General features: G+C 68.8%; 22 protein-coding genes and 4 pseudogenes. 16 read left to right on the top strand and 10 right to left on the bottom strand.

The window, feature by feature from the left end:
* Positions 1 to 155 precede the first annotated feature (155 nt).
* Positions 156 to 803 (bottom strand): phosphatase PAP2 family protein, encoded by a 648-nt coding sequence (locus tag QP089_RS30830; RefSeq protein WP_285916245.1) that lies wholly within the window; start codon positions 801 to 803, stop codon positions 156 to 158.
* Between the two features lie 567 nt (positions 804 to 1,370).
* Here QP089_RS30830 and QP089_RS30825 point away from each other — a divergent pair.
* From QP089_RS30825 to QP089_RS30810, 4 genes are all read left to right on the top strand, one after another.
* Positions 1,371 to 2,333: a lysylphosphatidylglycerol synthase transmembrane domain-containing protein gene (locus tag QP089_RS30825; protein ID WP_285916243.1), complete on the top strand. Its 963-nt coding sequence runs from the start codon at positions 1,371 to 1,373 to the stop codon at positions 2,331 to 2,333.
* A 70-nt stretch (positions 2,334 to 2,403) separates the two neighbouring features.
* Positions 2,404 to 3,192: a COG4705 family protein gene (locus QP089_RS30820; protein WP_285916241.1), complete on the top strand. Its 789-nt coding sequence runs from the start codon at positions 2,404 to 2,406 to the stop codon at positions 3,190 to 3,192.
* A 10-nt stretch (positions 3,193 to 3,202) separates the two neighbouring features.
* Complete coding sequence (locus tag QP089_RS30815) at positions 3,203 to 3,859, top strand: response regulator transcription factor (RefSeq protein ID WP_285916240.1); 657 nt, start codon at positions 3,203 to 3,205, stop codon at positions 3,857 to 3,859.
* 20 nt (positions 3,860 to 3,879) lie between these two features.
* Positions 3,880 to 5,181 (top strand): sensor histidine kinase, encoded by a 1,302-nt coding sequence (locus QP089_RS30810; RefSeq protein ID WP_285916239.1) that lies wholly within the window; start codon positions 3,880 to 3,882, stop codon positions 5,179 to 5,181.
* A gap of 20 nt (positions 5,182 to 5,201) precedes the next feature.
* Here the strand turns inward: QP089_RS30810 and QP089_RS30805 are convergent, their stop codons facing one another.
* From QP089_RS30805 to QP089_RS30795, 3 genes are all read right to left on the bottom strand, one after another.
* The gene (locus QP089_RS30805; protein ID WP_285916238.1) at positions 5,202 to 6,293 is read right to left on the bottom strand and encodes a glycosyltransferase family protein; all 1,092 of its coding nucleotides are present in this window, start codon (positions 6,291 to 6,293) and stop codon (positions 5,202 to 5,204) included.
* Between the two features lie 225 nt (positions 6,294 to 6,518).
* A complete protein-coding gene (locus tag QP089_RS30800; RefSeq protein ID WP_285916236.1) occupies positions 6,519 to 7,226 on the bottom strand; it encodes a phosphatase PAP2 family protein in 708 nt (235 codons plus the stop codon).
* 41 nt (positions 7,227 to 7,267) lie between these two features.
* Positions 7,268 to 7,738: a DedA family protein gene (locus QP089_RS30795; protein WP_285916235.1), complete on the bottom strand. Its 471-nt coding sequence runs from the start codon at positions 7,736 to 7,738 to the stop codon at positions 7,268 to 7,270.
* A gap of 473 nt (positions 7,739 to 8,211) precedes the next feature.
* Between QP089_RS30795 and QP089_RS30790 the strand changes: the two are divergent.
* A pseudogene (locus QP089_RS30790) lies at positions 8,212 to 9,439 on the top strand (IS110 family RNA-guided transposase).
* 20 nt (positions 9,440 to 9,459) lie between these two features.
* On the opposite strand, the pseudogene QP089_RS30785 reads toward QP089_RS30790, so the two are convergent.
* Positions 9,460 to 9,899, bottom strand: a pseudogene (locus QP089_RS30785) (IS5 family transposase); the annotation flags it as partial.
* A 56-nt stretch (positions 9,900 to 9,955) separates the two neighbouring features.
* Here QP089_RS30785 and QP089_RS30780 point away from each other — a divergent pair.
* On the top strand, positions 9,956 to 10,303 hold the full coding sequence (locus tag QP089_RS30780; RefSeq protein ID WP_285916233.1) for a phosphatase PAP2 family protein: 348 nt from the start codon (positions 9,956 to 9,958) through the stop codon (positions 10,301 to 10,303).
* Positions 10,304 to 10,707: 404 nt separating this feature from the next.
* Here QP089_RS30780 and QP089_RS48920 read toward each other — a convergent pair whose 3' ends face one another.
* From QP089_RS48920 to QP089_RS30770, 3 genes are all read right to left on the bottom strand, one after another.
* Positions 10,708 to 11,295: a class I SAM-dependent methyltransferase gene (locus QP089_RS48920; RefSeq protein WP_353070644.1), complete on the bottom strand. Its 588-nt coding sequence runs from the start codon at positions 11,293 to 11,295 to the stop codon at positions 10,708 to 10,710.
* A 353-nt stretch (positions 11,296 to 11,648) separates the two neighbouring features.
* Positions 11,649 to 12,731: a recombinase family protein gene (locus QP089_RS30775; RefSeq protein WP_285916231.1), complete on the bottom strand. Its 1,083-nt coding sequence runs from the start codon at positions 12,729 to 12,731 to the stop codon at positions 11,649 to 11,651.
* Positions 12,732 to 13,233: 502 nt separating this feature from the next.
* Positions 13,234 to 13,749, bottom strand: coding sequence for a hypothetical protein (locus tag QP089_RS30770; RefSeq protein ID WP_285916229.1), 516 nt, complete (start codon positions 13,747 to 13,749; stop codon positions 13,234 to 13,236).
* Between the two features lie 152 nt (positions 13,750 to 13,901).
* Between QP089_RS30770 and QP089_RS30765 the strand changes: the two are divergent.
* The 4 genes and pseudogenes from QP089_RS30765 to sigM all read left to right on the top strand — a co-directional run.
* Positions 13,902 to 14,087 (top strand): annotated as a pseudogene (locus tag QP089_RS30765) (transposase family protein); the annotation flags it as partial.
* A gap of 770 nt (positions 14,088 to 14,857) precedes the next feature.
* Entirely contained in the window at positions 14,858 to 15,127 is a 270-nt protein-coding gene (locus tag QP089_RS30760) for a hypothetical protein (protein ID WP_285916228.1), read from the top strand.
* Positions 15,128 to 15,141: 14 nt separating this feature from the next.
* Positions 15,142 to 15,360: pseudogene (locus QP089_RS48915) on the top strand (helix-turn-helix domain-containing protein); the annotation flags it as partial.
* Between the two features lie 267 nt (positions 15,361 to 15,627).
* Positions 15,628 to 16,377, top strand: coding sequence for an RNA polymerase sigma factor SigM (gene sigM, locus QP089_RS30755; RefSeq protein WP_285916226.1), 750 nt, complete (start codon positions 15,628 to 15,630; stop codon positions 16,375 to 16,377).
* A gap of 251 nt (positions 16,378 to 16,628) precedes the next feature.
* Here the strand turns inward: sigM and QP089_RS48910 are convergent, their stop codons facing one another.
* Positions 16,629 to 16,820, bottom strand: a complete 192-nt coding sequence (locus QP089_RS48910; protein WP_353070643.1) for a pentapeptide repeat-containing protein — start codon at positions 16,818 to 16,820, stop codon at positions 16,629 to 16,631.
* Positions 16,817 to 17,634, bottom strand: a protein-coding gene (locus QP089_RS30750) for an IS5 family transposase (protein ID WP_285916224.1) whose coding sequence is annotated in 2 segments (ribosomal slippage) — positions 16,817 to 17,284 and positions 17,287 to 17,634 — 816 coding nt in all. Because the reading frame shifts where the segments join, the coding sequence is not laid out codon by codon here. The genes QP089_RS48910 and QP089_RS30750 overlap by 4 nt, the downstream gene beginning before the upstream one ends.
* Positions 17,635 to 17,708: 74 nt before the next feature.
* Here QP089_RS30750 and QP089_RS30745 point away from each other — a divergent pair.
* The 6 genes from QP089_RS30745 (at position 17,709) to QP089_RS30720 (ending at position 22,400) form a co-directional block, all read left to right on the top strand.
* A complete protein-coding gene (locus tag QP089_RS30745; RefSeq protein ID WP_285916223.1) occupies positions 17,709 to 18,425 on the top strand; it encodes a hypothetical protein in 717 nt (238 codons plus the stop codon).
* Positions 18,426 to 18,801: 376 nt separating this feature from the next.
* Positions 18,802 to 19,185, top strand: a complete 384-nt coding sequence (locus QP089_RS30740) for an STAS domain-containing protein (protein WP_285916222.1) — start codon at positions 18,802 to 18,804, stop codon at positions 19,183 to 19,185.
* A 338-nt stretch (positions 19,186 to 19,523) separates the two neighbouring features.
* Positions 19,524 to 19,928, top strand: a complete 405-nt coding sequence (locus QP089_RS30735; protein ID WP_285916220.1) for a hypothetical protein — start codon at positions 19,524 to 19,526, stop codon at positions 19,926 to 19,928.
* A 30-nt stretch (positions 19,929 to 19,958) separates the two neighbouring features.
* Complete coding sequence (locus tag QP089_RS30730) at positions 19,959 to 20,549, top strand: hypothetical protein (protein WP_285916219.1); 591 nt, start codon at positions 19,959 to 19,961, stop codon at positions 20,547 to 20,549.
* A 16-nt stretch (positions 20,550 to 20,565) separates the two neighbouring features.
* Entirely contained in the window at positions 20,566 to 21,237 is a 672-nt protein-coding gene (locus tag QP089_RS30725) for a hypothetical protein (protein ID WP_285916218.1), read from the top strand.
* A 413-nt stretch (positions 21,238 to 21,650) separates the two neighbouring features.
* A complete protein-coding gene (locus QP089_RS30720) occupies positions 21,651 to 22,400 on the top strand; it encodes a hypothetical protein (protein ID WP_285916217.1) in 750 nt (249 codons plus the stop codon).
* The last annotated feature ends 3 nt before the right edge of the window (positions 22,401 to 22,403 follow it).

Raw genomic sequence — 22,403 nt, 5'->3', positions numbered from 1 at the left:
ACACCCGGCACCGGTCCAGCATCGACCGGCACCCGCCACCCCAACCGAACGCGTGGCCCTGTTCATCGCGATCGGCATCGGGCCGCACAACTCCGCCGGGGGATCGGCTGTCGAGGCCTGCTGCGGCCCGATGCTCTCGACGGTTCAGGAGGTGATCAGTGCCTGGTGGCCAGGAGAGGCGCGAGCGGGGTGCGGGCGACCCGGCGCAGGACGCCGTTCAGCGGCCGACGGGCGAGAATCCATCCGGGGAACAGGATGAGGGCGGAGAGCGCAAGCGCGGCGACAACGTCGTGGGGGTAGTGCTGGCCGAGGTAGACGCGGGAGACCCCCTCCAGGAGGGCCGCCAGCGCGGCGACGAGACCGAGGCGGTGATTGACGAGCCAGATACCGGCGGCGAGGGCGAAGGCGACGGTCGCGTGGTCGGAGGGGAAGGAGTAGTCGGTAGGGCCGGGGCAGGTTTGCACGGTGGTGGCGTGGATGGCCAGGCAGGGCCGGGTTTCGGTGAAGACTTGCTTGAGGCACAGGCCGGCGGCAACGGCGATCACGGTGCCGCAGCAGGTCCAGGCGACGGCAGTCATCTGAGCCAGGTCGCCGGAGCGACGGGCCAGCCACCACCCCGCCGCCAACAGGACGCACAGTGCGATGATCCCCGCAGTGGTGTAGGCGGACATGAACCCGTGCAGCCAGGGAGTGCGCCGGGCGAAGTCGGTGACCTGCCGGTAGGCGGAACCGTCGATCGAGGGCCCGTCCAAGGCCCCCGCGTTAATGGGAGGCGAGGCAACCGGCACGGCAGGGGAGGTCATGTGTCGTCCTTGTCCGGCAGTGCCCGCTGTCGGTGATGGTGCAGCTGGTGATGGTGCGGCCGGTCGCGGGCAAGGCACACTCGGAACACGCGTTACTTCTATACGCGTGTAGAAGTTAGGTGGGACTCTAGACAATGAACGAGCGGTGTCCAACTCAAGAACGGCGATTCCGGTGATCACGAGCCGTCGGGAAACCTCCCTGGCCAGTAACACCACACGACACAACGAGCCCGGCCGGGCTTTGCCACGACCTGGACCGCGGCGCTTCTGGTGGCCACCGGAGGCGTTCAGCTCCGAAGCGGCCAGCGACCCGCACACCCTGTTCGCCCTCAGATGGCTTGGACGTGGGTGGTGGACTCGCGTCGCCGCGAAAGACGATCTTGCTTAGCGTGGAATGACGACTCGGCGGCTCCCTGATCACTGCTGGTCAGGGAGTTCCTCGGTAGCCCCATCAGCGGCACACCAGCGGAGTCGCGCTCGTTGTAGGAGGCTGGAGGTGCGGGTATGGGAGACGGCCCGGATCGCGTAGGCGCGGGCTTGCGGCGTCCGGTCTTCACCGGTCCCTCGATGACACGCCTGCTGTTCGGGCTGGCGACGGCCGTGGCGGTATTGGTCATCGGGTTTCTGCACCGGGCCGCCGTCGACGCCGGCGGGGACAGTCTCGCGTCCGCGGACGGCGAGTGGCTGGTCGTCGCCGCCTCGGCGACCCTCCTGATGTGGATCGTCGGCACGATCGCGCATCTGGGTTCGATGCCGCTGCTGCCGCCCTTCGGCCGGTTGTTCGTGGTGCAGATGGGGGCGAGCTTCGCCAACCACGTCCTGCCGGCAGGGGTGGGCGGTATGGCGGTCAACATGCGGTTCATGCGCCGCTTGGGGATGAGCCGCGGCGCGGCCGCGGGCGCGGTCGGGTTGAACTCGCTCGCGGGGCTGGTGACCCATCTGCTCCTGCTGGCGGGCGTCGTGGCGGCCGCGCCGTCGGCCGCTACGACGCTGGCTCCGCGAGTGCACTGGTCCGCCCTCGGCCCCTTCTCCGGAACCGACTCGACGGTGATCGCCGCCATCGGCGTGTTTGCAGGTGTGGGGGCGCTCACCTGGCTGGGGTTGCGGCTCAGGAGGCGCGGATGCGGTCACCGCTCCAAGACGACTTCGCAACTGACCCAGGACCTGGGGCAGTTGCGTGCGGTGCTGCGCCACCCGGGACGCGCGGCGGCTCTGTGGGGAGGGTCGGTCTCGGCGCCGCTGCTGCACACGCTGATCCTCTACGCCGTTCTGCGGAGCCTCGGCAACCCGGTCCCGCTGGGGACGGTGCTGCTTGTTTACGTGGTGGTGTCCGCCGTTTGCGCGCTGCTGCCGGCGCCGGGCGCCATCGGCAGCCTTGACGTGGCGCTGGTCGCCGCGCTGGTCACGGCGGGCGTCCCGTCCACCACCGCTCTGGCGTCCGTGCTCGGCTACCGGCTGATCACGGCCTGGCTGCCCTTGCTGCCGACCGCCTGCGTGCTGGTCGTCCTGCTGCGGCGCCGCATCATCTGACGGGGCGTCGGCCAGCGGCCGGACGATGTGTTCAGGTCGTTTTCAGGTAACGGCTGCAAGTCTCGCCACCATGACCACCACGACGAGACACGCGGTTCTGCCGCGCCTGAAAATGAACAAGGTCCCAGAGGTCACGCTGTACTTCTGGATCATCAAGGTTCTCTGCACGACGGTGGGGGAGACGGCCGCCGACTACCTCAACGACACCGTCGGCCTCGGCCTCACCTGGACCGCGCTGGTGATGAGCGTCGGGCTGGTGGCGGCGCTGGTGTGGCAGTTCCGGCTCCGGACCTATGTGGCCGGCGTCTACTGGGTGTCGGTCGTGCTGATCAGCATCGTGGGCACCCTCATCACCGATGAGCTCACCGATGGTCTCGGTGTGCCGCTGGCGATCACCACCGCGGTCTTCACCGTCGTCCTCGCGGCGACCTTCGCGGCCTGGTACGCGGCCGAGCGGACCCTGTCCATCCACACCATCCTCACCACGCGCCGCGAGGGCTTCTACTGGGCGGCCGTGCTGTTCACCTTCGCGCTCGGCACCGCCGCGGGCGACCTGGTCGCCGAACGGCTGAACCTGGGGTACCCGCTGTCGGTGGTGCTGTTCGGCGCGCTGATCGCGGTCGTGGCCGGAGCCCGTGCCGTGGTGGGGGTGAACGCGGTCGCGGCGTTCTGGATCGCCTACATCCTGACCCGGCCGCTGGGGGCGTCGATCGGGGACTACCTCTCCCAGGCCCGAAACGACGGCGGGCTCGGCCTCGGCACCACGGTGACCAGCGCGATCTTCCTGAGCGTGATCTGTGCCCTGGTCGTCTACCTTACGCTGTCGCGGCGCGACCGAACCTCGGTCGAGCAGGCGTGATACTGGGCCGGTGACCGCTCATCGCGTACTGATCGTCGAAGACGACCACCAGTTGCGTGCGGCCCTCGCCCGCGGATTGCGGGAGGAGGGCTTCGCGGTGTCCACCGCCTGCGACGGTGCCTCCGCACTGCGCGCCGAGCAGAGCGACGCGGTCGTCCTGGACGTCGCGTTGCCCGACTCCGACGGCCGGGACGTCTGCCAGGCCCTGCGGGCCCGCGGCGTGGACGTCCCGGTCCTGTTCCTCACCGCCCATGACGCCCTGGTGGACCGGCTCTCGGGGTTCTCCTCCGGAGGGGACGACTACCTGGCCAAGCCGATCCACCTCGCGGAACTGGCCGCGCGGCTTCGCGCCGCGCTGCGCCGCGCCGGCCCGGCCCACGCGAAGGCGGGTGAGTTCACGCTGGACCCGGTCCGCCACGTCCTGGAGCGCCAGGGCCGCTCAGTGCCCCTTACCCCGACGGAGTTCCGTCTTCTCGCGCGGCTCATGGCAGAGCCCGGCGCAGTCGTCCGACGGCACGCCCTGCTCAGCGCCGCCTGGCCCGATGGCGCTCTGGTCTCGGAGAACACTCTCGACCAGTACCTGACGCGGCTGCGCCGCAAGATCCGCGGCCTGAACGCGCAAAGCGGCATCACCACCGTCCGCGGCGTGGGCTACCGGTTCGCATGAGGTCACGGGCACCCTTTTGCATGAGACCGGGCACGCTCCGCGGACGGCTGGCGTTCCTTGCCCTGGTCACCACGGCGGCGTGGGTGGTGCTGCTGACCCTGCTGTTCAACGTGCTGCTGGGCGGCAGGCTCCGCGCCGACGCCGACGACCTGCTACGGACCCGAGCGGAGGCGGCGGCCTCCACCGTGCAGGTGCTGCCCGGCGGGACGCTGAAGATCGCCGAACCCGCCGACGACAGCGCCCTGGACACCGACATCTGGATCTACCAGGGCACCCGCGCCGTGGAACGGCCCGCGGGACAGCCCTGGCTGCAGCGCAAGGCCGACACCCTCGCCGGTTCCACGACGGGCTTCACCACCACCGGTGAGATCCGGTTGTACACCCGGCCCATCTCCGCCGCCGGCCGGCGGGCCGGGACGGTCGTGACGGCGGTGGGCCTGAACTCCTACCACCGGATGCTGACCTCAGCGCTCACCGGATCGATCGTCCTGGCGCTGCTGCTGCTCCTCGGCGTCTACGCGGTGACCCGGGCCGTGGTCGGGCGCGCGCTGCAACCGGTGGCCGAGATGACAGGGCAGGCCGCCGACTGGAGCGGTCACGACCTCGGCCGCCGGTTCGGCACCGGCCGCCGCCCCGCTGAACTGTCGGCCCTGGCGGCCGGTCTGGACGAGCTGCTCGACCGGCTCTCGCTCGTCCTGCGCCACGAGCAGCAGTGGAGCGCCGAGCTGTCCCACGAGCTGCGCACCCCGCTGTCCAGGATCGTCGCCGAGGCGGACTGGCTCTCCCGGCGGCCCCGCTCGGCCGAAGGGCACCGGGCCGCGCTCGACGTGATCAAAGGTGCCGCCGAGGAGATGCAGCGGATATGCGAGACGCTCCTGGCCGAGGCGAGAACCCGCGGCACCCGGCTCCCCGGCCGCTGCGCGCTGTCGGCCATGGCGGTGGACCTGGCCGCGCGATGGCCGACCACCGGACCGCGGCTGACCCTGCAGACGCTGGCCGAAGAACTGACCGCGGGGTCCCCGCCGGAGATCGTGGAGCGGCTCTTGGCGCCGCTGCTGGACAACGCGCGCCGCTACGCCGCCACCACGGTCGTCCTACGCGTGGAGCCGGGCGTGCGCATCGTGGTCCACGACGACGGCGACGGTGTGCCGGAGGCGGTGCGCGACCGGGTGTTCGAACCGGGGTTCCGGGCCGAGCCCGCCGACGGACACCCGGGCGCGGGCCTCGGCCTCGCCCTGGCCCGCAGGCTCGCCAGGTCCGCGGGAGGCGACCTGACGCTCGAGGGACGCGCGGCCTTCGTGGTCGCCCTCCCGCCCGGCTGATCCCGCCGCCCGCGACCACCTCACTCGGCTTCGCCGGTGCCCGTTGCGCTACGAGGTCGTGATCGGGCGGCGCCGAAGACGGCGATCAGGGCCATGATGACGAAGGAGACCCGTAGCAGGCCGAGTTCAGCGTTGGTCAAAGGCACGGCGTGGATGTTCGACAACTGGCGGGAGAGGTAGAGGGTGGCTGCGGCGGTGATGGTGATCAACGGGACCTGCCGCCGGGTGGCGACCAGGTCGAACACCACGGTGCCGAGGAGGACTCCGGCGGTGTAGTAGCCGTAGACCTCGGGGTCCAGGAGGATACGGGCGGCCGTCGCGAGCAGGATGACCGCCTCCCAGCGGCGGCGCAGCACCGCTGCGGCGCCCAGCAGCCCGCCGAGCGCGAGTTGCGCGGGGCGGTCCCACGGCGGTGTGCGGGGCCCGTGGTAGCCCAGGACGCGCAGCCCCGACCCCGCGGCGTTGGCGATGGTGAAGTGGGCGGCGTGCATGGTGTGCGGGTCGTAGACCAGGAACGGCAGCCACACGGCGGCGACGACGGCGAGGCAGACCGCGAACGCGGCGATCGCAGACCGTGCCGGGCGCACGAGGAGAACGGCCGCGAAGGCCAGTGCCCATGGTTTGGCGTCGGTCGCGGCGCCCACCAGCAGCCCCGCCAGGACGGGGCTGTCGCGGGCGCGGGCGTGCAGGGCGCCGATCGCCAGCGACAGCGCCAGGACGTCGTCCAGATGCCCCGCATGGGTCGCCAACTCGGCCCAGATCGGAAGGAACACCAGGCCTGCGGCCAGCAGCCGCCCCGGACGGCGGCACGGAAGCGGGACGAGCTTCCAGATCCCGGCGAGCAGCAGCGGGCCGGTGCACGACATGAGGAACACTGCGACCGCCCGGCCCCAGAATGGCCCGAACGCGTCCAGCGGCAACGCCACCGCGAAGGACAGCGGACCGATCTGCAACTCCGGATGCGTCGCGTACAGGTGAAGGCCCTCGCCCCGGTCGTCACCGAACAGGACGGCGGCGCCCGTGGCGAAGTAATGCCATGAGCCGCCGGCGCCGGGCGAGCGTGCCAGCACCCACAGCAGATGCCACGCGCACAGACCGGCCCAAAGCCCCACGCACCCCTCGATCGACCGGACAGCCTTGTGAAGCCGGGCCCTCAGACCGCTTGGCCCTGGAGCATCGGTGGAAAGATTCTCCATCTGCCCGGGGTTGCGCACGGCAGACTCCTTCCGGTCGCGCACGGCCCGCCGACCCCCTCCCTGACCTGTCGGTGGGCGTGCGGGAGCAAGGCGTGGACGAACTTCGAGCCAGGACGGCTCCGAGGAACTCCTGGCCAGAGGTCAGGAGGTGTCGGTGTCTTCCCAGACCTCGTCGTCCTGGGTCACGTCGTCGCCTTCGACGAGGACGACGGTGCGCGGGGGAGGAGGCCCGAGCCGACCATGTCCGGTGCGGAAGGCCAGCAGCAGCGACAACCACGCCGCGCCGAGAAGGAACCCGCCGATCACGTCACTGAGCCAGTGGACTCCGAGGTAGAGCCGCGACGTCCCGACCAGGACGATCACTACCGCGCAGGCCCAGGCGAGCGCGAGGCGAGTCCGCCGCCGCAGGGTCCCGCTCCCGACGGCGAGGACGGCCAGCAATCCCCAACCCGTCATGGCCTGGACGCTGTGCCCAGATGGGAACGCGTAGCCCCCGGCCCGGGTGATCATGTCCGCCGCCGGCGGCCGAGCCCGACCGAAGATCACCTTGCCCGTCTCGCCGAGGACCACAGCACCCGCGAAAGCGGCCCACACGAACAGGGGAGTGCTCCAGGAACGGCGGCTCCAGACCAGGTAACCGCCGACGGCCAGCAGCAACGGTACCAGCACCGCCGTCGAGCCGAGCCAGGTCAGCGCCTCCATCAACCCGGTCACCACCCCGTACCGATGGCCGACGAACCAGGCGTGCACCGGCCGATCCCAGCCGCCCGTGTGCTTCGCCGCGACTTCCACGCTCAGGGCCGCAAGAGCGAGCACGAACCCAAGCGAGAGCACGATCAGCGCAGCCACGGGCGCCTCAGCGGCGATGCTGACACGCTTGAGTGGCCCCATCACCGGTCGACCGCCCCGTCACGATCACGCGCCCTGGACGACACACCGGCGCGCCGGCCTCGGCGCACCTCCAGTGCGACCAGCACGAGCGACACCACCACGATGACCGCCACGATGGGAAGCAGATAGCGATCGACCCCCGGGATGCTCGACCCGAGCAGGTACCCGGTGACCGTCACCCCGACCGCCCAGAGCAGCCCCCCGGTGACCTGCCAGAGCGCGAACGTCCCGGCGGGCACGTCCAACGCCCCGGCCAGCGGGTTGAGCACGGTCCGCACCACCGGGGCGAATCGGGCCAGCACGATCGCCCTGCCATGCCCGTACCGGGCCAGGAAGTGCCGCGCCCTGGCCGTCCCCTCCAACAGGTGCCGGTTGGTCGTCCGGGCCAGCAACGCCCGGCCTCCTCGCCGGCCCAGCCAGAACCCGGTCTGCGCCCCGGCGACCGCACCGGCCACCGCCGCCACCAGCACCAGGGGCAGAGACAGATGGACCTAATGGGGCTCGAAGGGTTCCTCCCGGACGATGCCCTAGATGGATCAGGGGCTTCGAGCTCCCCACCAAGACTGGCAGGTTCGGGAGGAACCCTCTCCGAGCTGGGGCGTCTCGTTCTCGATGACCTGAGACACCTCTGGCCCTCGGAGCCTCGTGCAAGACCGGCTGAGGACGAGGTGCCCCTCAGCGGGGGCGGAGCTTTCCGTCACCCGCTGATCGTCTGTCGCTGTTCGTCCAGTTTGATGATTTCCGTGGTTCGAGCCCGCCAGCACGGCACATCCCTCGAAAGATCCGGGCCGTCTGAGTCCTCACTGAAGACAGGGACCCGTGACGGTCGCTGGGATCACGGACGGCTAATCGGATGTCAGGCCGCAGAGCCTTTCCATTAGGGCGCCGTGTGGTTCCTAACAGGGCTTGACCAGCACCAACACCTAGTCCTCGGAGAACGAGCTTGAAGATCACATGCGGCATCGACTGGGCCGACACCATGACATCGCCCTCGTCGACGAGAACGGCGGCCTGGTCGCCAAGCGCCGCATCGGCGACTCCCTTGAAGGCTTCAACGAACTGCTGGCAATGCTGGCCGAGGCCGGCGACACAGCCGAGGCCCCGATCCCAGTCGCGATCGAGACACCTCGCGGACTGCTGGTCGCCGCCTTGCGCGCGAGCGGCCGGAAGGTCTACACGATCAACCCGATGTCGGTCGCCCGCTATCGCGAACGGTACTCACCGACCGGCAAGAAGTCCGACCACCTGGACGCGATGGTCCTGGCCAACATCCTGCGCACCGACGCGCACATCCACCGCACGCTGCCCGAAGACAGCGAGCTGGCCCGCTCGATCGCGGTCCTGGCCCGCGCCTGCCAAGACGCCTCCTGGCGGCGCACCCGCGCATCCAACGAGTTCCGCTCCCTGCTGCGCGAGTACTACCCCGCCATGCAGGAAGCCGCAGCGACCCGCAAAGGAGCCCTGACCTCGCCGCTCATCCGCGCTGTGCTCAAGCTCGCACCGACCCCGGCCGCCGCTGCCAAGCTCTCCAAGACCCAGATCATCGCCGCGCTGCGCAAGGCCGGCCGTGCCCGCGGAGTCGAGGAAGTCGCCGCCGAGTTGCACCAGATCCTGCGTCGGCCGCATCTGCGCCAAGCCCCGCTGGTCGAGCAGGCCATGGGCGCCCAGGCACTGCGCCTACTGGCCACCCTGGACGCCGAGTGCGACAGCGTCGACCAACTCGGCGAGGCCACCATGGAGGCCTTCAAGCAGCACCCCGACTACGAGGTGATCACCAGCTTCCCCGGCCTCGCCGACCTCTCTGGAGCCCGGATCCTCGCCGAACTCGGCGACGACCGCGACCGGTTCGCCAATGCCCGATCAGTCAAGGCATTCGCCGGATCCGCGCCCGTCACCAAGGCCTCCGGACGCAGCACCATCGTCACCCATCGCCGAGTCAAGAACGACCGCCTCGCCGCCGTGGCTTCTCCTGGGCCTTCGCCGCGCTCAAACCATCGCCCGGGGCCCGGGCTCACTACGACCGCCGCCGCGACGTCGGCGACCGGCACGCAGCGGCGCTACGCAACCTCTACAACCGCTTCCTCGGATGCCTCTACCACTGCCTCCAAGAAGGCACTCCATTCGACGAAACCATCGCGTTCCCGGGAACGCCCAGACCGGCCGGAACTTGACTCCTACGGAGATCGGATGTCTTGGTGGTCAGCCCACCGCGAGACCGGCCCAACGCCTCCCGTCCGTCGGATTCGTCCCGTCTCAGGTCCCCCTTTTGCGGAGCCGACGCGGTCGGCGATGCCGGGCCCCGGCCGCGTGCTGGTGCGCACGCACCGCGGTGGAGTCGATCCCGACCGTCCAGTCATCGCCCTCGGCCAGGTCGGCCCCGATCCGTAGCTCGTCCAGGATCCGGCCCCAGGTCCCGTCCGCTGACCAGCGGCGATGCCGCTCATAGCAGGTCTTCCACGGCCCGAACCGTTCTGGCAGGTCCCGCCATGGAACCCCCGTCCGAACGCGGTACAAGATGCCCGACACCACCCGCCGGTGATCGGCCCACTGACCACCACGACCACCACAAGACGGCAGGAGCGGCGCAAGCCGCTCCCACTCCTCATCAGTCAGCTCGAACCGCCGCGTCACCGACCAACAACTACCGAACCGATAGATCAAGATCTATCGGACACGCCCTAGCGGCAATGCTGGTCGCCGGGCCGGTCTGCAACGCCCTCGGCAAGCCCGCGGTGGGCCGGGACCGGCCGCCAAGGGCGGTGCGGCAGCGGCGGCCGGGACGAGTCCCCGATTCCGGGGCGTTCCCGTCCGGGCACAGCGCGGCCGCCTCCGCGTTCGCCACCGCGGTGGCGCTCACCGCCCCCCAAGCCGCCGCCCCGGTCACCGCGGCCGCCGCCGTGGTGGCCTACGCGCGGGTGTACACCGGCGCGCACTACCCCGGCGACGTCACCGCCGGCACCATCGCCGGCATCATCACCGCATACGCCCTACACCGCTGGTCACCGGCCATGTACACAACAGGTGACCAGCCATGATCACCCTTCCGGCCCTCGCTCTCCCCGAACACGACAAGACCTCAGGTGTTCCGGCCAGGAAGGACATCGGACCACGCGAGGCCAGCCACCGCGGTTAGCTGGCAAGTCGCCGGGTAGCTCGCTCGGAAGGCGGACCAGGCGGCCACCCCGGGGGGGAGGTGACCAGGCCCGGCTCGCCACCGTGGTCGCCGGCCCACTGCCCGGCTCGGCATCTCCTACCGGGCCGGCGACCACGGCGCCCCCCGGCCAGGTAACAGGAGCTAGCGCCGGCGCTGCGGATGGGCGACCACCACAACACAACCGTTACACCAGACTGAGCAGCGCGCAGGACAAGCACCCGACCACCGCACCCGACCACCGGCCCGACCGGGACCGGGCGATCACGGTCACACGCCGCGGGTCGATCACGACTGGGGACCGTCGCCAGCGTCCCGCCCATCCGCGACACGCTCGCCGAAGCGTTGGACTGGACAAGGTGGGGGTGCCCGTCGAGGTAGCCGGGGTGGAGCACTACCGCATCCAGGTTGCTGCGGTCGGCGAATCCGCCGCAGAAACAGGGATGGACGCCGACGTGCGCGAACACGCCACCAGGCTGCAGGACCCGGGCCACTTCGCGCAGCACTGCGGGGTAGGCGGGCATGTCGGTATGGACCATCATCGCGATGACGGCGGGGCAGTGAGTCATCTGGGAAGGGCAGGTGCTCGGCGTTGGCCTGCGCGACGGGCAGGCGGCTGCGGGCGTGTCGGAGCATCCCGGCGGACAGGTCGATGCCGATGGGCGTCCAGCCGAGCTCGCGGACTTGGACGGCATGGACGCCGGTGCCGCACCCGATCTCCAGGCAGATCCCGCTGCCCTCGTCAAGGAGGTGGCGCAAGACGCCATCGAGATCGAGCGGATTGCCGTCTCGTGTCCTGGCCCCGGTGCTGTGTCCGCCGAGGAACTCGTGCTCATACCAGTCCGCAATCTGGATGTAAGCCGCAGTCGGCGCCATGGTCGACCTCCCGTGTGCAACCAACCCATCACAGATGACGTGAACCTTCGACGTTAGCTTCGATCTGGCCGTGGCCCATTGAGTCAGCTATCGGCGGATTCGTGGGACGAGGTGGGCCTTGGTGAACGTCGACGGGGACGTCATCGCCCTGCCGCACATCTCCAGCACCGCGGCGGCCAGCGCCCCGGTCGCTGCCTGGACGGCGCTGTAGGCGTCGCCGGCGACGCGGTCGCAGATCTCGGCCGCCTCCCGCCCGGCCCGCTCCGCCGCGATGCGCGCCCGCCATGCCGCCGAGTGGCAGGTCTTGGAGCACCAGGCGGCGCGGCGTCCGGGGATGCCGGGCCATGGCCGTATCAGGCCGGTGCCGTCGGGGTCGTCGGGCAGTGGAGCAGGTGTGCCCGCGCGACCGCGGTGGCCGCCAGGTCACGGGTGCGCCAGGTCTCGGTGCTGCGCGGGCTGTAGCTGTAGCCGGGCTCGGCGGGTAGGTGCCGGCCGTTGGAGGTCACGGCCCGCCATCCCGGGCGGGTTCCCGGGGGCCAGTCACGATCGGCGGGTTCCTCGGCGCGAGGACCTTCCCGTGCTTCCGATTTGGTGATGGTTCCGGCGGGGTGCCCGTGGTGGGTGAGGTGCCAGCGGTCTTCGTCCTGATCGTCGGGGACCAGCCGCCATTCCCCGTCCCAGCCAACAGGTGCCACACCTTCGTCCTCCCGAGACGCGTCCTCCGCGGGCGCGTTCTCCCCGGGCGCGGGCGCGGTGTCGGCGGCGGGCCCGACGACACCGGACCCGCCTGCCGCCTCGGGGACGTACTTGTACGGCGTGGAGCGGCTCACCCCGAGCAGCCGGGCGATGGAGGTGACCGACTCCTCCGGCCGGGTCAGCAGGGCGCGGGCCTGGTGGACCTGATCAGGGGTGAGCGCCGGCGGGCGGCCGAGGCGCTGCCCGCGTGCCCGCGCGGCTTGCAGGCCCTCGCGGGTGCCCTCCACCATCAGCTCGCGGATGAACTCCGCCAGCGCCGCGAACACGTGGAAAACCAGGCGGCCGCCGGGCGTGGTGGTGTCGATCGCCTCGTGCAGCGACCGGAACCCGATCCCGCGCGTGCGCAGGTTCGCCACGATCGCGATGAGGTCCTTCAGCGAGCGGCTCAGGCGCTCCAGCGACGGCACCACCAGGGTGTCGCCGGGCCGGGCGTACTCCAGCGCCTTCCACAGCTCGGCGCGCTCGACGTTCTCGCCGGCCTTCTTGTCGGCATAGATCCGCGCGCACCCGGCCTGCTCAAGCGCGGCGAGCTGCCGGTCCAGGCGCTGCCCGCCGGTCGACACCCGGGCGTAGCCGATCAGGATCCCGCCCTCGAGTACGGCCGGCTCCGGCGCGAGCGGGTCGTCGCCGAGCGAGCCGTCCAGCAGCGGGCCCGCCGGAAGCTCGACGTTCTTCGACACGTACATCTCCTCGATGACCGCGAGTGTACGAAAAAGGGTGCTGCAAGACTAGATGAACGCCCGGACTATCCGACACGTTTTTCGACAGTGCTGGCCGGAGTACCGGCCCATCCAGGGTGTCGATTTCCGGAGCCCTCTGCACTGATTCCCGAAATCGTCTTCACTGATTGACCTGGCGGGCTCATCGAGCGAGTTATGCGCTGCAGTGTCGATCAGGGTCGATGCCGTGTTCGGGGCACCACTGGCAGTAGGTGGTGTCGAAGGTTGCGGGTGGGGAGGGTTCGACCGTATTCAGGCTGCCATCCGCTGACAGCGACCGAAGGCGTCCGCGCCGCGCTGCCCTCCGCCGGCGGCAGTCTGCCGCTGGCTTGCCAGACCGCAGGGATCGGAGACGGCACCGTCGCTCCGCGGCTTCAAGACCATCCCGAGTTCCCGCGACACCTTCGGCAAGGCCGGCTGGAATCCCGGACACCGCCCGCAGGGACGTTTGAGGAGTGTGCCGTTAGTGATCGAGGTCGGGGAGTCGGCGCCCGCATTTCTTTTCGGCGGCCTTCTGTGCCGCCTCCCATTGTTTTTCCGGCGGCCCGTAGTCGATGACGATGCCAGGGCGGGGTTGTTGCCTGGCGATGAAACGCGCCACCGCGGTGCTGGCGGACACCCACCGTGTCAGTGCCGACCGCAGCTTCTGGGGGGCCTGCGGGGCGATTGCCGACAGTTGGTCGGCAAGGTCCCGGTAGGTCTCCGCGACGTCGGCCCGCAACGCCGAGTAGTTCTTCTTGTTCGCGCCGACGGCGAGCGTCGCGGCAACCGCCTGGTTCCACGCCGCGGTGTCCACCGTCTGGCAGACCGCGCCGACATCGGCACTGGAAGAGGCGGTTGGTGTCGCTGTCAGACGGGAGGCAGACGGGGCCGTCCGTGGCGTTCCTTCCTGCTCCCCTCGGCTGGAGGACGAATCGGAGCAACCGATCAGCGCGAGCGCCAACACTATGGCCAGGCCGGTGACCGTCTTCCCGCTCACGAGATCCTCGCCTCCTTCGCGCCTGATGCCCCTCGCCCGACTCTGAAGCGCATTGTGCAGCCTCGCAACTGGGACCACGCCCGGGCCGTTGGAGGTAGACCCGCCGTGTCTGGAACGCCAACGCCAGGAGCAGGCCGCCGCCATCCTCGACGGGCATGCTGGCGGCCACCGACTACCTGTCGGGCGGGAACGACCGGCTCCACTACTCGGGCAACCACCGCTGCCATGGCGTGAACGTCCAGTTCCTCACCGATCCGCGCGGCGAGTTGATCTGGGCTTCGCCGGCCCTGCCGGGGTCCATTCATGATCTGACCGCGGCCCGGGAGCACGGCATCATCACCACCGAGCGCCCCCGACACGACCCAGTCCGCCCCTCCCAACCACATGTGGCCGCCCCCGCGCGCCCGGCCCCGCCGTCAGCATGGTCGCCTTCGAGCGCGTCCATTCCGCGGGTGGCACGGTCAACTTCAAGGACGCGACCGGGAGGCGACTCATGTGGCTGCTAGATGGCATAGCGACATATTTGTCGTAAAACGAAGATCCAAACCCGCCACCCAACGAGCAAGATCGTTCTTGCCGATAACTGCCGGTTTCATTGGCGTGAGACACTGTGCCTGGGTTCCCCAGCCCCCGCGTCTCACGTGCAGAGGCGGGCACCTGCGGTAACAGATGCCCGCCTTGATCGCCTGGGCGCCTCGTCTCACGCCAATGAAACCGGGGTGCTCGGCGACGTGGTGAATGTGCTCCTGTTGGATGGCGCGCCTCTACCGTCTGGGCTCACAAGAAAGAACCCACTTCCATGATGGTAAGGCATTCCTGGCCAACTAGTTAGCACCCGCCCGGATCGAAACGCGCTTTGACCTGGCGAGATAGGTATCGCGCCAGCCTGCAAGCGCGATGATCGTCAAACCCCAGCGAAGCGCGCGCCTCTCGGCTGTCCAGAGGTGAGCAGAATCCGAATGCCTCCGAACAACTCAAAGGGATTTACCCCTTCATGAACATTGGTGGAGAGTTGAGATGGGAGTCGAATCTCAGGTCGGGTGTGGCGGTAACCACGCCCGCCTGAACTCTCAAGTCCTCGTCTCACGCCACTGGACAATGGGAAGGGGTGTACTCGACGATGCTGCCCTTCGTGCGCGCAAAGTCGCGCCTGGATCGGAATCGGCCCGCGGGAGAGCTTCCTCCACCCGGGGCACGGCTGGCCGGTGGTGCGGTCCGCGGGTCGATCGTAATCCTGATCATCGTGATGGTGGGGGTGCTGTGGCTCCTAGGCCACGGCTACCCCAGTGCCGCCGCGCTTGCGGTCATCGGTGGCGCCGGGCTGATTGCTACTGAAATCGCCGCCCGGCTCCAGATCGCGTCGATCGACAACGCCTAGCGTTACGCAATGTGATGCCTGGCGGTGGACGGCCAGAGCAGCCGCTGGTCCCTTCCGCCGGCCCGTCGCACGAGCTCGCGTGCGAGCTGCGTCGACTGCGCCGGCGGAAGGGCGCCACCTATCGGGAGCTGGCTGCGCTCACTGGCATAGCCAGCTCGACCCTGTGCAGTGCCGCCAGCGGCCGAGAACTCCCGACCTGGCAGGTCACCCGGCTGTTCGTCAGTGCCTGCGGAGGAGACATCGAACGTGCCCACACCTTGCATTCCCAGGCCAGCCAGGCTGCAGGAAGATCAGTAATCCAGCACCCGGAGTTGCCGGGCGGCGATCCACCTGACCCCGAAACGGCAGCGACTCCAGCGCAGTTCGTCGCGCTCTTGAGGGGCCTACGGGCGTGGGCGGGTAACCCGTCCTTGTCCGCTCTCAATCAATGGGCGGGTGGTTACCGGCTACCGCCTGCGACCGTCAGCGAGGCGTTGCGACGGGATCGGCTGCCCACCCGTTTGGAGTTCGTACTGGATTACGTGGCCGCATGCGGTGTGGGCGAAGCACACGCCGCACGCTGGAAAAACGCCTGGTCCCGCCTCAAAAATCAGCCACAGCCGCCCAACCGCACCAGTCGGCAGAGCCTTGAAGAGCAGACGCGACGCCGATCTGAAGCGACCGACGCCGACCTCATGGCCTGGCACGCGGAAGGAGACCCGCACGCGTTCGCCGAGCTGCTGCACCGCCACCGAGATCGTATGTGGGGCGTTGCGCTGCGCACGCTCGGCGACCCGGAGGAGGCCGCCGACGCCCTGCAGGACGCGTGCCTGTCGGCGTTCCGCGCCGCCGGCCGGTTCCGCGGCGACGCCAGCGCCACAACCTGGCTGCACCGCATCGTGGTGAACGCCTGCCTGGACCGGATCCGCCGCAGGTCCGCCCGGCCCGCGACCTCGATGGGCGACGACGCGACCTTCGACGCCGTCGCGCCCAAGTTGCCCGACCCGACCGACGCCCACGGGGTGTCACTAGACGTCCGCGCCGCCCTGGAGCAACTCCCGTACGAGCAGCGCGCCGCCCTCATCCTGATCGACATGATGGGCTACTCCGTCGACGACGCGGCGGAGGTCATGGAGGTTCCGTCCGGAACACTCAAGTCTCGGCGCGCGCGCGCACTCAAACGCATCGCCCCGCTGCTGACAAACCTCCAACACCCCACCACGTACCCCGCAGGCGAGCGGCCATCTGTCGAGCCTGCACAGCATTCATGATCAACCTGGCTGCGTTCAGCTTCTCCGGCGATGCCTGGTTCGGGGCGATCTTCTCTGGGGAGGCCGGGCTCAACGAGGCGGCCTTCTTTGGACACACCGCGTCCCCCCAAGGCGGCCTTCTCTGGGGCCGCCGGCCGATCGTCCCCCTGAGAACCGAGCGTGTGCTCCGCAGCGAGCTCATGACGCTTCACGAAGAAGCGGCTTCCTACCCGAGATGCGTCGGAAAACGATGGCGGTCGTCTTATGGACGATCAGAAGTAGGTGCGCTCATTCACCTTGGCCACCGCATGAATTTCCCGCTCGGACCGGCCTGCCACCTCGCACAGGTTCGCGCCGTACAGGTTCGCGCCCCATAGGTTCGCGGCCCTCAGGTCGGCGTCTCTTAGCCCACCCTGCTCAGGTCCAGGTTGGCCAGGCGAGCGCCGACTAAGAGTGTGTCTCACGTGGGTAGTTTTGCGAGCTTCTTGTAGCAGGTGATGGCGGCGGCGAGGACGAGGAAGGCATTGAACAGGTGGCCGTGGCGTTCGCAGCGGACGGTCAGACGCCGGTAGCCGAACAGCCAGGCCAGCGTCCGTTCGATCATCCAGCGGTGGCGGCCCAGGCGTTCGCTCGATTCGACGCCCGCTCGGGCGATCCGCGGGACGATCCCGCGTCTGCGCAGCCAGGCCAGATGCTCGGCGGAGTTGTAAGCCTTGTCAGCGCGGACTTTGACCGGCCTGCGCCGGCGCGGTCCCCGCCGGGACCGGATCGCCGGCAATGCCATCAGCAGCGGCTTGAGCGCCTGGCTGTCGTGGACGTTGGCCGCCGACACCGCGACCACCAGCGGCAGCCCGGCGGCGTCGGACAGTACGTGGAGTTTGCTGCCCTTCTTGCCTCGATCGACCGGATTGGGGCCGGTCAGCGTGCCCCCCTTTTCGCGCGGACGGCCGCGGCGTCCACGATCGCCGACGCCCAGTCCACCTGCCCCCGTGCACCCAGCTCGTCCAGCACCGCGCGATGCAGCCGCGGCCACAGCCCCGCCCGCGTCCAGGCGGTGAACCGGCGATGCGCGGTCGGCACACTGACACCGAACTCCGCAGGCAGATGCCGCCACGCACACCCGCTGGTCAGCACGTACACGATCGCGGTGAACACCGCCCGATCATCCACCGCCGCCGTCCCGCCACCCTGCCGCCGTGGCCTGAACGCCGGTATCAGCGGCTCGGCAAGCTCCCACAACTCATCCGGCACCAGACGCAACGCAAGATCCGACGACACGATCCCGCATTATCCCGCAGAACACACGCAACCCACGTGAGACACGCTCTAAGTGGAGGCCACTGAGATCGAGGATGCGCGCTCTGGACGGTGGGGCCGCCGACCGAGTGTGGGCAACGCGGCTTGAACATCGGAGGCGGGTCGCCCTGGTAAATGAGGACGTGGGGCCAAAGTCGGCCCGTCGTCACGGCGGGTTTTGGGGTGCGGCGGCGGACGAAGGCTTCCAGAACCTCCACGACGTCGTCGTGGTGCGGGCGGGAGTCGTTGGCGACGTGGGCCAGGGCGTGGATGCCGCCGAGGCGAGCGTCGATGTCGTTGGAGGACAGGCGTTCCAGGGCTTTGGTGAACCGGTTGGTGACCTGCCCACGGTGCGACAGCCGGTAGGAACGGGCGGTGTACAGCAACGATACCGCCACCACCACCGCACCGCCGATGAGATCGCCTATCTGGAGGCGCTCTCCCAGGCTGCACACGTGGTCGAGGCAAAAACCTTGTGCGAGTTGGAGGCCGGGCATTCGGATCCCCACCTGGCGCTCGGACAGGGCTTCCAACCCGACGGCGAAGTCTGGATCCGGTGGTCACCCGCCGCCGGCTTACGCGAACTGACGGCCGCCCTGGACCAGTGTGAAGCCGAGCGCCCGGACGAGAAAGAGCTCTGCGAGCTTCCCGCCCACCATCCCGGTCGCCACAGCTTCGATCTGGAAGAGGGCCGAGGCCGGGTTCCGACTGCGCTGTGGCAGGTCCAGATCGAGGCAGCCCTCGCGCGGATCGAGGGTGAACAGCCCGGGTGACCGAGCAACGAGAAGGAGGCCTCGGGCACGGTAGGCCGCGCCCGCCCGACCGCTGGCCGCCACGGGGCCGGGCACAAGCGGCCCGCGCCGCGACCAGTTTCAGTTTCTCCCGCGACCGTCGGCCAGGTCGCCCGGTGAACAGCGAGCGCCAGGAGCAGCGTCTGCACCGCACGCGGCCGACGCTGTCCGCGCGCTTGGCCAGGTGGGGAGCCTGAGCGGGAACCTTTTGGTCCCGAGCCGTTGCTGTGCGGGTACCGTACGTGGCGTAAGAATTGCTGGGGAGACCCCGGGGATCCGTCGTCCAGCGGAAGGTGGCGGCATGGCCGTGACGCCGGATGGAGCGTCGGCGGCATCGTCGGCTGCGTCCAAGCCGTCTGTGTCCAAGTTGGGTGCGGGCGTGCAGCAGATCGGGTCGTGGCTGGTGGTCGAGGTGACCGGCGAGTTGGACCTGGCCACTGCTCCGGGTCTGCTCGCGCGGGTCGGCAGGCTGATCGCGTTGACGGCGTCGCCGTGCATCGCGCTGGAGATGTCCGGGGTGACCTTCTGCGATTCGTCGGGGATCAACGCGGTGGTCCAGCTGTGGAAGCGCACCAGGGCCGCCGACGGGCAGATCATGGTGCTGTGTCCGCGCCCTCGGCTGGCCGAGCTGCTGGCCAGGACCGGCGTGGACAGTTGGGTGCGCGTGGTCGACTCGCTACCCCCGACACCCGAGCCGGCCCCCGAGCCGGGCCCCGACCCAGGTCACGCACCGTCCCCCTAGACACTCTCCACGAGTTCGGCGACCAGCCCGGAAGTAGCGCCCGGCAGTGGCCACCGAAGCGTGTCCGAGCAGGTATTGCACCTGCGCAGGGCTGATGCCGCCCACACGCCGCACGACCCCTTGTGGCACATCACCGATCATCACAGCACATGATCATCCGTCTGCGGCGAGGCACGCCGAGCCGTAAACGGGGTGCCGTTTAGGGCTGGGGACGTGCGTGATCGTGTCATGCCCGGCCATCTCCCACATGTCCCGGTAAGCGACGTGGACGGGCTCCGACTTCCCAGCGACCATCTTGACCCTCTTGGAGCAGTAGTATTGGCATCGGGAGGTAGGGAATGGGCGAAGCAGCACGGCGCCGGCGGCAATGCGGTAAGACGGCGTCGCCGAAGGTGAAGGCCTCGCAGGGGACTGCCTCCGGCGATCCGCGAGCGCGTGCCGACGCTGCGCTCGCACGGTTGTTGCGCCTCAACGCGCCGGGCAAGGTCAGCCTGGCGGGCGCGTACGCTTTCGGGTACGGGGCGTTGGGGATGGCCCAGACCGAAGACGACGGGCCGGAATGGTTCCACGAGCTCGATCCGCTCGACGCGTTGTTCCTGGGGACAGCGTGGCCGAAGATGTTTCGGGACGAGTTCGAGTTTTCAAACGCCCGCGATGCTTGGCTCCGGCTGCTGCGTGGAACTGTTCATTGGTCGAGGATTGAGCGGTTCGTTCATGAGGTCGTCGATGCCAGTGAAGAGTAGTACGGCCTTCCGGCCGACGACGGTGAGTTCATGCGCTTGATCGCCGGCAGGCTGGAGGGCGCCAAGCTGGATCAGCGCACGCTACCCCGGGCTCTCCTCCCCGAGCAGGCTCTTGCCGGTGCTCGGGCGATTTTCGGGCCATCTGACGATCTGCCGCTTCCCGAGCCGCCCGGCGGTGCGGCCGAGTTGGTCGAGCAGTTCTGGGCGGGCACGCAGGTTGAGTTGGCGCATGACGGAACGGCCGTTGATGCGCTACGTGAAGGGCTTCATCGCCTGGCCGAGAGCGGAATGTCCACACGCAGCGAACCTGCCATGCTGCTGCCTGCTCTCTACCTGGCGCTGGTCGGTCGCGACGAAGAAGCCGTTGACGATGCCGGAGAAAGGGCAGTCATCTGGGCACTCTCACTCGCCCCCGACTCACCCCTGCTTCCGATCACCGACATCCTCCTGCTGGCTCCGCAGGCGGACTCAGCCGATCGACGACATCCTCGGTCGGCTTTTCGCGGTCCCCGCCTTCACCGAGCAGGTCCGCGCCGAGGACCGGTGCTGGAACAGCTCGCCTGGCAGGGCCCTGATCAATCTCGCGTTCGAACTCGGGCACTCCCATGTCCGAACGCGTGAGGCCAAAGTGGTTCGCATGACTGCGGACACCGCGGCCCGGTTGGAGTCGCAGTACCGTAGCTTCGCGGAGAAGTTCGGCCGGCCTCCCCGTCCCGACGAACCGATCTTCTTCGACCCTGAGGTCGATACTCCTCAGATTGCCTCCTTGGCCAAGGTGGCTCGGGAGACTGTGGCCCTCCTGCAACGCGTCGGGCTCGACCCGGCGTGGATCCACGCCTACGAGCAGACCGGCGGACTCCTGCCGCGCCCTGACGGCACGTTCCTCACTGACCAAGACGCCGAAGAGTGGTACGGGGCGGTCGAGGACTATGTCAGCCGCCATGGTGGCCCGGATCCGGATGTCTCGGAGAACCTGCTGATCCTCAACACCATCGCCGTGCTGACCGACCCGCAGACCGGCATTGCTGATCCGGAGTATGGCGCGACGCTGCTCCAGCGCCTCAGCAGCGAGGGAGATGCCGAAGACCCGTTGCACGCCTTCGTTACCTACATGGCTGAACACCTGACAGAACGCCTGAGAAGCGACGGCGGCGTGCGCAGCGAAGCCCAAGAGCACGCCCGTGCCTGGGCCGGGGCGGAGTTGGCCGAACGCGTCCGCACAGCGGTCTCGGCGGACGCAAGGACGATCGACGATGCCGAGGTCCTCCTGGTCATCGCCGCCGCAGACCACGGCGGACGGGGCGCATAATCATCACCGATCATTTGACCCGCGCAAGCGGGTTAATGAATGCGGATTCGCGCGCCGGTTGCGGGGTGGGAATATCGATACGGACGGCACCGTCCCGGTGTGCCGCCTCTGTACGTTCGCCCGCACTTTGACGACGGAGGGTCGTGTTTATAGCTGTTGAGGCTGTACCGGTTCCAGTGCGGCGCTGAGCAAGGGGGCAGTCCTCGGCATCGAGGGTGTGCTCGGACTTTTGGGTTCCGGGCTTGGTTGCGCCAAGGATGCGCAATGCAGACCATCTGGAGTGGAGGAGGAACGAGTTGGGGAAGCGTGAGCGTCGGCGTAAGCGGGAGCGGGCTCGAGCGAAAGAGCGGAGGGCCGCCGCGGCCCCAATAGCGGTCGTATTCCCGACCGGTGCGCCTCGTATCCGCGTAGTGGTGAAGCCTGACCAACCCCAGGATGCCCAGGACCTGGCGTTGCTGTATTGGGAGGTCACAGAGACCGGGAAGTGGGCACGCTCAGTTGAGAGCATCGGTGATCTGCAGTCAGTTGTCGCCACGGTGAAGTCGGTCTCACACGCCACCCTGCTGGGTTCGTTGTGCACCCAGTGCGAAGAGCCGATCCGCGTCCCTAACCGATCGTGGGCCGTCAGGGTCGCCGGTCCGAAACTCGACCGTCCCAACGCCACCTATATCTGCTCAGAGTGCTCCGCCGTCCGTGAACAGGAGCAACAACAGGAGGCCAAGCTCCGAGCGGAAGCCGCGCGAGCCGAGCAGGAACGCCAGCGCGAACAGGCAGAAGAGTTAGCCCGTAAGATTGCTGAAGAATTCGACAAAGAAGACGCCAAAGACGGATCCGCCGGCACGCTTACTGCCCCCTCCTCGCCTGGATTTGCTCTGTACATTGCACTGGCGAACCACGCCGTATACCGTCCGAACAACTTGATCCCCAGCGTAAGCGACCTGTTCCCCGTTGGCTGGACCGGCGACATGGACTACGATGTCACGGCCTTGAAGGATCTTTATTATGCTGGCCTGATCGCCCTCTCCCGCGAGACTCCAGCGGACCGTTTAGAAGTCTCTCTGGAGGACGGCGGGGTCAATTTCCTTATTGCTGACGCCAGATGGCGTCTGGTCGGCGACGCCACGATGGCCGCCGAGCGAGTAGAAAGACATCCCAGGAGTTAGTTG

The organism is Actinomadura opuntiae, from assembly GCF_030283205.1.
Lineage (GTDB): Bacteria > Actinomycetota > Actinomycetes > Streptosporangiales > Streptosporangiaceae > Spirillospora.
This window is presented reverse-complemented; position numbering and strand designations above follow the sequence as displayed.